The sequence below is a fragment of the Kitasatospora sp. NPDC059747 genome (assembly GCF_042732955.1).
In the GTDB taxonomy this organism is placed as follows: Bacteria; Actinomycetota; Actinomycetes; order Streptomycetales; family Streptomycetaceae; genus Kitasatospora.
This window is the reverse complement of sequence record NZ_JBHWGV010000005.1, coordinates 146,115-156,381: the sequence shown is the minus strand read 5'-3', so window position 1 is coordinate 156,381 and position 10,267 is coordinate 146,115. Positions and strand designations below refer to the sequence as shown.

Genomic DNA, 10,267 nt, shown 5'->3' with positions numbered 1-10,267 from the left:
GGGCGGCCACTCTTCTGGGGCGGCCGGGGGGGGGGGGGGGGGTGGGGCGGGTTTTTTCCCCCGGGGGGGGGGGGGGGGGGCCCCCGGGGGGGGCCCCCCCCCCCCCCCCCCCGGGCTCCTCCAGGTCGTGCCGGTTCATGCCGATCAGCCCGCTGCCGTCCTCCACCGTCAGCTCCGCGATCAGCAGCACGTGCCGGAACACCGAGAGGGTGCCCAGCACCTCACGCCCCATCAGGGCGGCGGCGAACGCGGGCGCCGCCAGGTAGGAGACGGACCGGGACGCCGCGTTGTCCAGCGTCGCGTAGAAGTGCCCGGCGAAGTCGTCGTCGAACAGCCGCACCACCACCCGTACTTCGGGATTGCCGTGGCGCGCCTCCAGCGCCGCCTCCAGGTTGGTCGCGTCGTCGCCGCTGACCGCAACCACCGCCCGGCTGTGCTTCAGCCGGGCCCGGCGCAGCTGCTCCTCGAACGGGCCATCCCCGAGGACGACCGGGATGCCGAGCGCCCGGACGGCGGCGATGCCGCGCGCCTGCGGGTCGCGCTCCATGCACACCACCGGTACGCCCAGTTCGTGGAGCTGGCTCGCGACGCGGGTGCCGACGTTGCCGAGGCCGACGACGATCACGTGCTCCCGGGTGCCGGCGCTCGGGTTGCGGGGCTGGCCGCGCCGCCCGGAGGCGAGCGCCTCGACCACGATGGCGGTGGCGACCGGCGCGAACGTGATGCCGCACAGCGTGATCACCACCTGCGCGACCCGCTGCCACAGGCCGCCCGTCCCCGTCCCGGCGGCGAGGTCGGCGGGCTGGTCCGGCTGGGCCGCGCCGGCGAGGTCGAGCAGCGAGATGTAGACGGTCCAGCCGAAGTCCCGGCTCAGGTACCAGAGGACGGAGAAGGCCATCAGCACGGCGGCGAGCGCAATGAGCAGCACCAGCCGCATCCGGGCGCTGGTGAAGTAGCGGGCGGTGTCGAGCAGTCGCCAGCGCAACCGCCGTGCCCAGCTGATCGGTTCGCGCGGTTCGACCGGCAGCGCCTGGAGGGCGGCGATCCCGCCCTCGTCGTCGACGGCCGCGGACACCGCTCCGGTCGCTTCCTCCTGCGCGACCGCCCCGGCTGACTCGGCGGGCGCGGCTGCCCCGGCGGGCTCGGCAGGCTCGGCGACTTCGGCCGGGCGGCGCGGGGCGGGGACCTCGGCGCCGCCGGCGCGCACCGGACCGTCGTCCCCGAACTCGCTCGCGAGCCGGACGAACTCGGCCGAGCCGCCCTCCTGTTCGGGCATCAGCCGGATCCTGCTGACATCCTGGCGGTCGATGCGGTCGGCGACGATGCAGAGCCGGTCGGAGGTGATCGCCTCGTCGAAGGCGATGTGCAGGAAGCGTCCGCCGACCGCGACCGAGTTGGGCCGGCCCAGCGCCGCAGCCGCGAAGGCCGGTGCCGCGGTGGCGGAGCCGGAGAGCGCGGCGCCGTTCCTGAGGAGGCGTTCGATGTTCTCCCCGAGGCGCTGGTTGAACATCCGCAGGACGATCCGGATGTTCGGGTTGCGGCCCTGGGCGCTGAGCGCCGCGTGGATGTTCTCCTGGTCGTCGCCCTCGACGAGGGCGAGGCCGCGCGCGGTCCCGATGGACACCGCGCGCAGTGCCTCGTCGGTGATGCTGCTGTACTCGACCACGGCCGAGACGCCGGTCAGCTGCTCGATCTGCGGCGCGTGGTCGTGGTCGCGGTCCGCGACCAGGACGACGACCGGGACCTCGTAGTGCTCGACGAGTTCCAGGACCAGCCGGTGGGCCAGCGCGTTCCCGCCGCGGACGACGAAGTGCTGGCTGATCGGCTCGACCGGAGGGGTCCCCCACCCTTCAGAAGTCATACCGACGGATGATATCCACGCCAGGTGTTCGGAAGGTGTCGTTCCGGGAACCGCGGGACCCCCGAACGGCGGTACCGCACGGGCGGTTCGCGGCCGGTGCGTCGAGGGTGGGTGTCGTCCCCCGTCCGCTTCCGACGCGTTCCGTACCCGTTCCCGGCTCGCCCCGGCCCGAGGAGGCACCACCGTGGTCCCCCCGATCATCACCCCCGACGGCACCGAAGTGCAGGGCCCGCTCGGGCTGCTCGCCAAGGCCGCCTGGCAGGTCCTGCTGCTCGCCGGTCTGGCCTCGCTCGGCCTCGGCATCGTCGTCTTCGCCTGGCCGCGCGAGACCCTGCTGGTGGTGGGCGTGCTCTTCGGCCTCTACCTGCTGGTCATCGGGATCGTCCAGCTGGTCGCGGCGTTCGGCACCCACGCCACCACCGCGCTGCGGGTGCTGGCGTTCATCAGCGGCGCGATCTGCGTACTCCTGGGCCTGCTCTGTTTCCGCAGCGCGGCGCAGTCGCTGCTGCTGCTCGCGCTCTGGATCGGCATCGGGTGGCTGTTCCGGGGCATCACCCAGCTCGCGGCCGCGTTCTCGGACCCGTACATGCCTGCACGCACCTGGCAGGGTTTCGCAGGCGTGGCGAACACGCTGGCCGGTGTGCTGCTGATGGTGTGGCCGGTCGGTTCGATCGCCGCGCTGACGGTCCTGGCGGGCTGCTGGCTGCTGATCCTCGGCCTGATCGAGATCGTGACGGCGCTCCAGATGCGCGGCCGGGCGAAGCGGATCCCGTCCGGCGTATAGCCCGAGCGGGCTCGGGCGCGTAGCCGAGCGGGCTCGGGCGTGCGGCTGTCCCGTGCGGACCGGGCGCGCGTCACGGCCTGGGCGCGTATCCGATCCGGAAGGTCGCCGTCTCCAGGCGGCCGGCGCCGATCCGGACGTCCGTCAGCCGCTCGGCGAGGGCGAAGGCGGACTCGGTGTTGAGCTCGGTGTTCTTGTCGTCGAGGCGGAAGCCGCAGGCCGTGAGCAGGTCCTGCATGCCGTCGGCGTCGGCGTCGGTGCCGTGCCGCTGGTCGGGGAAGAGCGGTTCGAAGTGGAGTCGGCAGGTGGGGCCCTCCCACCAGTTGAAGGCGTCGACCGCGTTGACGTTGCGGAAGTGGGAGACGGCGCGGGTGCCGTCGGCGAGGCGGGGCAGGATGTCCCAGAGGCTGCCGAGGTAGCCGTAGGGCTCGACGGCGAGGGCCCAGCCGTCGAGTTCGGTGACGGCGACGAAGAGGCGGTCGGCGTTCTCGTCGTCGTCATCGTCGGACGGGCCCTCGGCCACCTCGTCGTCGTCCTCGTCGTCGGCCTCGTCGTCCTCGTCGTCCTCGAACAGGTCCTCGTCGTCCGTCCCGTCCTCACCGTCGTCGAAGGTCTCCCACGCGGCGACGACCGCCTCCAGGCCGGTGACCTCGCCGCCCGGGGCGGCGTCGAAGCGGCGCAGCAGTTCGTCGGCGCCGATGCCCTGGACGTACGTGAGGCAGTAGGCCTCGCCGAGCACGGGGTGGCGCTCGGCGAACCAGGTGAAGTCGGTGGCGTGTGCGGTCATGGGGCGATGCTGCCAGACGGCTGTGACAGCGTCAGAGCCAGGTGGGCCGGTCGGTTCCCCAGCGGCCGGGCGGGCGGGACCAGTTGGTGGGCGCACCGTCGTAGGCCACGGGCGGGAGGGCGTGGCGCAGGCGTCCGTAGGCGGAGTCGGTCTCGGCGAGGTACGGCGCCGGGTCGTAGGGGGTGGCGTCCGACGGACCGTCGGGGCCGGTGCGGGCTTCGGAGCGCGGGATGTCGTGGAGGAGCCAGGACGCGGTGCCGGCGAGGGAGAAGCGGAGGTGGCGTCCGCCGGGCCGGCCGGTGCGCTGCTCGGTGAGGGCGTGCAGGACGGCGGCGGCGATGAGGTAGCCGGTGCCGTGGTCGAGTGCCTGGGCGGGGAGCACCCCGGGGTGGCCGTCGAGGTGGCCGTCGAGGTGGCCCTCGGGGGCGGCTTCGTGGGCGGCGATGCCTACGCCGGCCTGGACGAGGCTGTCGAAGCCGCGGCGGCCGGCCCAGGGCCCGGTCCAGCCCCAGGCGCACAGCTGGGCGACGATCAGGCCGGGGTGGCGGTCGAGGAGGGCGTCGGGGGCGAGGCCGTGGGCGTCCAGGGCACCGGGGCGGTAGCCGGAGATGACGGCGTCGGCGGTGGCGAGGAGTTCCTCGAAGGTGGCGCGGTCGGCCGGGTCGGCGAGGTCGAGGAGGACGGAGCGCTTGCCGAAGCCGGTGTCGGCGTGGGCGTCGTCGGCCTCGGGGAGGTGGGGGGAGTCGATGCGCAGCACGTCGGCACCGAGGAGGGCGAGGGTGCGGGTCGCGACCGGGCCGGCGATGACGCGGGTGAGGTCGAGGACGCGGATGCCGGCGGCGGGCAGAGGGGCGGGGCCGAGCGGGCGGGGTGCGGCGGGCGCCGGGCCGTTCGGGGTCACGATGCGGGTCTCGATCAGGGGGTGAACGGTGTCGCCCACCGGTACGACGGCCACCGCGAGCGCCCCCGCCTCGTACGCGCGCTCCTGGACGAGTTCGGCGGGCTGTTCGCTCAGCACCGCCGCGAGCTGTTCGGGTCCGGCGTCGCCGGGCAGGCCGAGGGCGGTGAGCAGCCGGGTGCGGTGGTGCGGGTAGTTGGCGTGGGTGCGGATCCAGCCGTCGGCGGTGCGCCAGAAGCCGGAGTGCGGGGCGAAGCTGACGGGTGCGCGGCCGTCGACGGTCAGGTGGCGTTCGCTGACGAAGGCGGTGGCGACGGCGCCCTGGTCGATCCGCACGGCGGGGACGGGGCCGCCGGCGCGGTGCGCGGCGAGTTCGGCGGCGGCGAGGGAGCAGGCGGCGACGGTGGCCCGGGCGAGGCGGCGCACGGGCAGGCCGGAGGGCAGGACGGTGTCGGGGCCGTGGAAGGCGACCCGGTCCAGGAGGTCGGCGGAGCCGCCGAGGGCCGCCCAGGCGTGCGCGGTGGGGCCGTCGGCGTCGGCGGGTGCCTGGGCCGGCGGGTTCTGCCCGAGGGGCGCCGGCCCGGCGGGCGTCGGCCCGTGGGTCGTCTGGACGGCGGGGATCTGCTCGGCCGGGGGCGTCGGACGCTCTGTCATGTGCCGCATTGTGCTCCGCTTCCCGGACGTCCGCCGTGACGGCCGCCACCCCACCTCGCCGACGTGCCCGCCTGAGCCTGCCGATCGACGGATTGAACGCGCACAGCCAACGGGTAGGGTGCGGACCGGGCGCCGGTGCGGCGCACGAACGCCTCCGGGGGGCCTGAATGCACGCGATCCGCCGTCTCGACCTGGGCTACTTCGTCCGGCCCGCCGCCGAGGCGGGCGAGCCGCAGCCGCGCGTCGAGCCGGTGCTCGCCTACCTGGTGCGGCGTCCCGAGGGACTGCTGCTCTTCGACACCGGCATCGGCGGCGGCGATCCGGAGACCGAGGCCCATTACCGCCCGGTCCGCCGCCCGCTGCCGGAGGCGCTCGCGACGGCCGGTGTCGCGCTCGGCGACCTCGACCTGGTGGTCAACTGCCACCTCCACTTCGACCACTGCGGGGGCAACCCGCTGCTGGCCGGCACGCCGGTGCTCGTCCAGGCGGAGGAGCTCGCGGCGGCCCGCGAGGGCGACTACACGATCGACGCGCTCGTCGACTTCCCTGGCGCGGACTACCGCGTGCTGGACGGCGAGGCGGAGGTCTGGCCGGGAGTGCGAGTCGTGCCGACACCCGGGCACACGGCGGGGCACCAGTCGCTCGTCGTCGAACGCCGGGACGGCGCGATCGTCCTGGCGGGCCAGGCGTACGACTTCGCGGTCGGCTACGGGTCGGCGGTGCTCGCCCGGCGCGCGGCGCTCGACGGCGTGGCGCAGCCGCTGCCCGACCACCCGCGGTGGCTGGACCGGCTGGCGTCGTTCGGGCCGCGCCGGGTGCTGTTCGCGCACGACAACGCGGTGTGGGAACCGTCGGCCGGGTAGGCGTTCGCGGGCTTCACGTGACGGCCAGGCGCACAGGGCTCGGAACGTGCGGGGCTCGGAACGTGCGGGGCTCGGAACGTGCAGAGCTCGGAACGTGCAGAGCTCGGAACGTGCAGAGCTCGGAACGTGCAGAGCTCGGAACGTGCAGAGCTCGGAACGTGCGGGGCTCGGAACGCGTGCAGGGCTCAGAAGGTGAAGCGCAGCGACCGCACGCGGTTGTCGAAGTTGGACGGGACGAGGTCGGGCCCGCCGACCGACCGGAGTCCGGGCAGGCGGGTGAACAGTTCGCGGAACAGCACCTTCATCTCCTGCCGGGCCAGGTGCGCCCCGAGGCAGTAGTGCGGACCGCCGCCGCCGAAGCCCAGGTGGGGGTTGGGGGTGCGCATGATGTCGAAGGCGTCCGGGTCGGCGAAGACCGTCTCGTCGCGGTTGGCCGAGCCGAAGAAGAGGACGGCCTTCTCGCCGGCCCGCAGGAGTGGCCCGCCGGGGCCGCCGAGCTCGTGGTCGACGGCCAGGGTGCGGCGGAACTGGATGATCGGGGTGGCGTGCCGGACCATCTCGTCGACCGCGCCGCCGAGCCGCCCGTCCAGGTCGTCGAGGAGCAGGGCGCGCTGGTCGGGGTGGGCGGTGAGCAGGTGGAGGCCGTGGGCGAGCGCGTTGCGGGTGGTCTCGACGCCGGCGACGAGCAGCAGGGAGAAGAAGGCGCCGAGCTCGCGGCCGGTGAGCCGGCGTCCGTCGACGTCGGCGGTGACGAGGGCGGTGATCAGGTCGTCGGCGGGTGCGTTGCGGCGCCGGCGCCCGATCGCCGCGACCATGAGCTGCATCCGGGCGAGCGCCGCCAGCCCGCGGCCGGGCACCCGCAGGCGGCTGCGCAGCGGCCGGGCGACGCCGGTGTGTTCGGAGGCGTGGTTGACCTGGTCGAGGATGGCGCGGCGGGGCCGCTCGGGGATGCCCATCAGATTGCAGATCACCTGGAAGGGGAGTTCGGCGGCGACGGCGGCGACGAAGTCCTCGGGGCGGTCGCGTTCGACGACGTCGACGAGGCGGGTGGCGACGCGGCGGATGTCGTCCTCGGCTCCGGAGAGGAGGCGGGGGGTGAAGGCGCGGGAGATGACGCGGCGCAGCTGGGCGTGGCGGGGGTCGTCCAGGTTGACCATCGAGTCGCCGAACAGGGCCCGGACCCAGCGGGGCGGTTCGGGGGTGGTGACGCCGGGGGCGCTGCGGAAGACGGCGGGGGTGCGGCTGGCCTCGACGACGTCGGCGTGGCGGACCAGGGCGTGGTAGCCGCGGCCGCCGGCGCGGTCGCCGACGTAGAGGGGGGTGGGGCGGCGGCGCAGTTCGGCGAAGGCGGCGGCGCGGGCGGGGGCTGGGAGCTGCCAGAAGCCCGGATCGGCCAGGTCCGGGGCACTGCCGGACGCGGGGCTTGAGCCGGAGCGGGAGGTAGCGCCGGGGCGGGCTCCGGCCGAGGCCGGCCGGCCGGTCGTGGTGTCCATGGCCGTGCCTCCTGGTGGTCCGCTGTGCCGACACTGGTGCCGGGCTCCGGCGCCGGCGTGTGCGCATCGTACGGGGTTGTGCACATTTAGTGACCAGGGGGTGGGAGATGTCAAATCACCTCGATGGTCGTGCGAGCGGCTGTTCGTATCGTCGGCTCGTCGGCCGGTTGGGCCGGGCGGTTCTCGGCCGGGCGGGCCGGGGCGGGGCGGGGCGGTCACGGCCGGGTGGCCCGGGCCGGGGCGGTCACGGCCGGGTGGCCCGGGCCGGGCACGTCCGGTGAGGAGACGGCCTTCGGCGACGCGGCCGGGCATGGTCTCACGCGGCGGAACCGGCCAATACCGGAGGGTGCGGTACGGGCGCGGGCCGACGGGTGCGACGATGAGTGCCATCGTGATGACCGACCGGATCCGCTCGCTGCGCGCCGTGGTCTTCGCCACGCTGTGCGTGGCGCTGGCCGCCGCGGCACACGTCGCCATGGGCGGGGCCGGGGTGTCGCCGTCGGTCCTGGCCGGCGCGTCCGGCGCGGTCCTCGGCGTGACCTGGCTGCTCGCCGGGAAGCGGCGCGGGCTCGGGGTGATCAGCGCCTGGATGGTCGCGGCGCAGACCGCGCTGCACCTGCTGTTCGAGCGCGCCGGGGCGCTCGCGCCGACGGGCGGCGGACTCGGCCGGCTGACCGGCACGGACTGGGCCGCCCTGCTGCTCTGCAACCCCGGCCGGGTACCGGGCGGACCGTCTCCCGCGGACCTGGCCAGGATGGCCGGACTCGACCCGGACGCACCACCGGCCTCCGGGCTGCACGCCGTGGCCGGACTGCGGCACGGCGCGGCTTCCGCCGCGAGCTCGGGAGCCGGTCTCGGCGACGGCACGGGCATGGACCTGACCGGCATGGCCGGGATGGATGGAATGAGCGGCATGCCGGGGATGCCGGGCATGCCAGGGGTGCCGGGCATGACGGGGACGTCCCCGGCGCACAGCATGGCCGACGCCTCCGGGCAGGCCGCGGCCACCCACGGGATGGCGCACGGCATGGCCCACGGAATGTCCGTGGGGATGGTCGCCGCCCACGTGCTGGCCGCGCTGGCCTGCGCCCTGCTGCTCTGGCGCGGTGACGCCGCGCTGGTGCGGATCTTCGAGCTGCTCGGCGCCGTCGTCGCGGGCGCGCTGCTCGTTCCGCTGCTGACCCTCTTCGCGCGGCCCTTCGGCTTCCGCCCGCCGGCCCCGCCCCGGCGCGCCGCCCGGCGGACGCGGCAGCCGCGACAGGTGCTGCTCACGCACGCCGTCGTGCGGCGCGGGCCGCCCGCGCTCGCCCTCGCCTGCTGACGCGCCCGTCTCCCCGCGTTCCACTCGCTCCACCCGGTCGGCCACTGCCACCGGGGGCACTCCGACGGGCAGGTCGCCCTGCCGTCCGGCCGAGCGCGCTGCGCCGCCGTGCCGCCAGGGCCCGGGCCCGGGGGGGGGGGGGCCCGCGCCCCCCCGGCGGGGCGCGGGCGCGGGGGGCGCCGCGAGCCCGGGCGGGCGGGCGGCCGGCGCGGCGGGGGCGGGGGCGGGGCGGGGCGCGGGGGGGGGGGGGGGGGGGCCCCCCACGGCCCATGGACACCTGCGGTGCCGCTCAAAGCGGTGCCGCTCCCAGCCCTTCTCTCAGGACCCTTCATGCCTGACTACGACGGCGCACCGGCTTCGGCCGGCGCCCTCGTCCTAACGCTGCGGGCCGCCCGGCCCGTCCTCCTCCAGCCGGGCCAGCAGGCTCGCGGACCAGTCGGCGGACGGGCCGTCGGCCGCGCTCGCCGCCACCCGGCCGCGCAGCCGTTCGGCCTGCACCAGCCAGTCCCGGCAGCCCGCGCAGCGGGCGACGTGACCGTCCAGACGACCGTCCGGGAGCCCGGCCGCCTCGCCGTCGAGGCGGGCGGACAGGGCGGTGCGGAACTGCGCGCATCTCATATGGTCATCGTCCCTCACGGCTTCGACGGGCGGCGCGGCCGGGTCCGCCGGACTCACCGGACCGACGGGCGGCTCCACGGACGGCGCGACGGAGGCCGCCGTGGATGACGACCAGCTCACCGCGCTCGCCCTGACCGCCCGGGCCGGACGGGCACCGGACGTCGAGGCCTTCATCCGCGCCACCCAGCGGGACGTGTGGCGCTTCGTCGCCCACCTGACCGACGCGCAGTCCGCCGACGACCTCGCCCAGGAGACGTTCCTGCGGGCGCTGCGCAGCCTGCCCGGGTTCGCGGGGCGATCGTCGGCCCGCACGTGGCTGCTGTCGATCGCCCGGCGCACCGTGATCGACCGGTACCGGACGGCCGCCGCCCGGCCGCGCCTGGCCGCGCTGCCGGACTGGCAGGAGGCGGCGGAGCGGCAGGGCTCCGGGCCGGCGGCCGGGTTCGAGGACGGGATCGCGCTCGGCGACCTGCTCGACCGGGTGCCCGCGCAGCGGCGCGAGGCGTTCGTGCTCACGCAGGTGGTCGGCCTGAGCTACGCCGAGGCCGCCGCAGTGGCAGGCTGCCCGGTCGGCACCGTCCGGTCCCGGGTGGCCCGGGCCCGGGAGGAGCTGATAGCCCGCCTCCGGGCGGCCGACGGCGGGGAGCTCGCAGCGGCGTGCTGAGCACCATGGCCGAGGGGACGGACGGCCGCGAGCCGTGAGCGGCGTGCGGCGAGCAGCCGATGAGGACCGGCGACTGACAGCCGACAGCTGACAGCTGACAAGTTTCAGATGACAGATAACAGATTTCGAAATCTGTTATCTGTCATCTGTCAGTTGCCCGCCGCCGTCCCCCGCCCGCTCCCCTCGTGCGGGTTTCGGAAAAATTCCTCCAAGTGTTCGGGAACCCCGTCCCCTCCACCCCCGACTGCTGTACCGGGGGGCGGACCCCCCCACGGGGACGACCCGGGACACCCGCGCGGCACGGGACAGCCCAGCGGCCCCGCACAC

At 75.5% G+C, this 10,267-nt stretch carries 9 protein-coding genes; 4 read left to right on the top strand and 5 right to left on the bottom strand.

Features of this window, described 5'->3' with window-relative positions:
- Positions 1-1,861 (bottom strand): NAD-binding protein (locus ACFV4G_RS04120; RefSeq protein WP_380436223.1); only part of this gene is annotated, 1,861 nt, incomplete at its 3' end.
- A gap of 184 nt (positions 1,862-2,045) precedes the next feature.
- On the opposite strand from ACFV4G_RS04120, the gene ACFV4G_RS04115 reads away from it, so the two are divergent.
- The gene (locus ACFV4G_RS04115; protein ID WP_380436221.1) at positions 2,046-2,645 is read left to right on the top strand and encodes an HdeD family acid-resistance protein; all 600 of its coding nucleotides are present in this window, start codon (positions 2,046-2,048) and stop codon (positions 2,643-2,645) included.
- Positions 2,646-2,715: 70 nt separating this feature from the next.
- Here ACFV4G_RS04115 and ACFV4G_RS04110 read toward each other — a convergent pair whose 3' ends face one another.
- Positions 2,716-3,429 carry a DUF6461 domain-containing protein gene (locus ACFV4G_RS04110; protein ID WP_380436219.1) on the bottom strand — a complete coding sequence of 238 codons (714 nt, stop codon included), beginning with the start codon at positions 3,427-3,429 and terminating at the stop codon, positions 2,716-2,718.
- Positions 3,430-3,460: 31 nt separating this feature from the next.
- Complete coding sequence (locus ACFV4G_RS04105) at positions 3,461-4,981, bottom strand: CoA transferase (RefSeq protein WP_380436217.1); 1,521 nt, start codon at positions 4,979-4,981, stop codon at positions 3,461-3,463.
- 167 nt (positions 4,982-5,148) lie between these two features.
- Between ACFV4G_RS04105 and ACFV4G_RS04100 the strand changes: the two genes are divergently transcribed.
- Positions 5,149-5,844, top strand: coding sequence for an N-acyl homoserine lactonase family protein (locus ACFV4G_RS04100; protein ID WP_380436215.1), 696 nt, complete (start codon positions 5,149-5,151; stop codon positions 5,842-5,844).
- Positions 5,845-6,029: 185 nt separating this feature from the next.
- On the opposite strand, the gene ACFV4G_RS04095 is transcribed toward ACFV4G_RS04100, so the two are convergent.
- Complete coding sequence (locus ACFV4G_RS04095; RefSeq protein ID WP_380436213.1) at positions 6,030-7,337, bottom strand: cytochrome P450; 1,308 nt, start codon at positions 7,335-7,337, stop codon at positions 6,030-6,032.
- 379 nt (positions 7,338-7,716) lie between these two features.
- Here ACFV4G_RS04095 and ACFV4G_RS04090 point away from each other — a divergent pair, with 379 nt between their 5' ends.
- Positions 7,717-8,658, top strand: coding sequence for a hypothetical protein (locus tag ACFV4G_RS04090; RefSeq protein WP_380436211.1), 942 nt, complete (start codon positions 7,717-7,719; stop codon positions 8,656-8,658).
- Between the two features lie 375 nt (positions 8,659-9,033).
- Here ACFV4G_RS04090 and ACFV4G_RS04085 read toward each other — a convergent pair whose 3' ends face one another.
- A complete protein-coding gene (locus ACFV4G_RS04085) occupies positions 9,034-9,276 on the bottom strand; it encodes a zf-HC2 domain-containing protein (RefSeq protein ID WP_380436209.1) in 243 nt (80 codons plus the stop codon).
- 100 nt (positions 9,277-9,376) lie between these two features.
- On the opposite strand from ACFV4G_RS04085, the gene ACFV4G_RS04080 reads away from it, so the two are divergent.
- On the top strand, positions 9,377-9,940 hold the full coding sequence (locus tag ACFV4G_RS04080; RefSeq protein WP_380436207.1) for a sigma-70 family RNA polymerase sigma factor: 564 nt from the start codon (positions 9,377-9,379) through the stop codon (positions 9,938-9,940).
- Positions 9,941-10,267 lie beyond the last annotated feature (327 nt).

Excerpts from the sequence above, each read along its gene's own strand:
- ACFV4G_RS04110 (WP_380436219.1), bottom strand. The coding sequence starts at position 3,429 with ATGACCGCACACGCCACCGACTTCACCTGGTTCGCCGAGCGCCACCCC.
- ACFV4G_RS04105 (WP_380436217.1), bottom strand. The coding sequence starts at position 4,981 with ATGACAGAGCGTCCGACGCCCCCGGCCGAGCAGATCCCCGCCGTCCAG.
- ACFV4G_RS04100 (WP_380436215.1), top strand. The coding sequence starts at position 5,149 with ATGCACGCGATCCGCCGTCTCGACCTGGGCTACTTCGTCCGGCCCGCC.
- ACFV4G_RS04085 (WP_380436209.1), bottom strand. The coding sequence starts at position 9,276 with ATGAGATGCGCGCAGTTCCGCACCGCCCTGTCCGCCCGCCTCGACGGC.
- ACFV4G_RS04090 (WP_380436211.1), top strand. The coding sequence starts at position 7,717 with ATGAGTGCCATCGTGATGACCGACCGGATCCGCTCGCTGCGCGCCGTG.
- ACFV4G_RS04095 (WP_380436213.1), bottom strand. The coding sequence starts at position 7,337 with ATGGACACCACGACCGGCCGGCCGGCCTCGGCCGGAGCCCGCCCCGGC.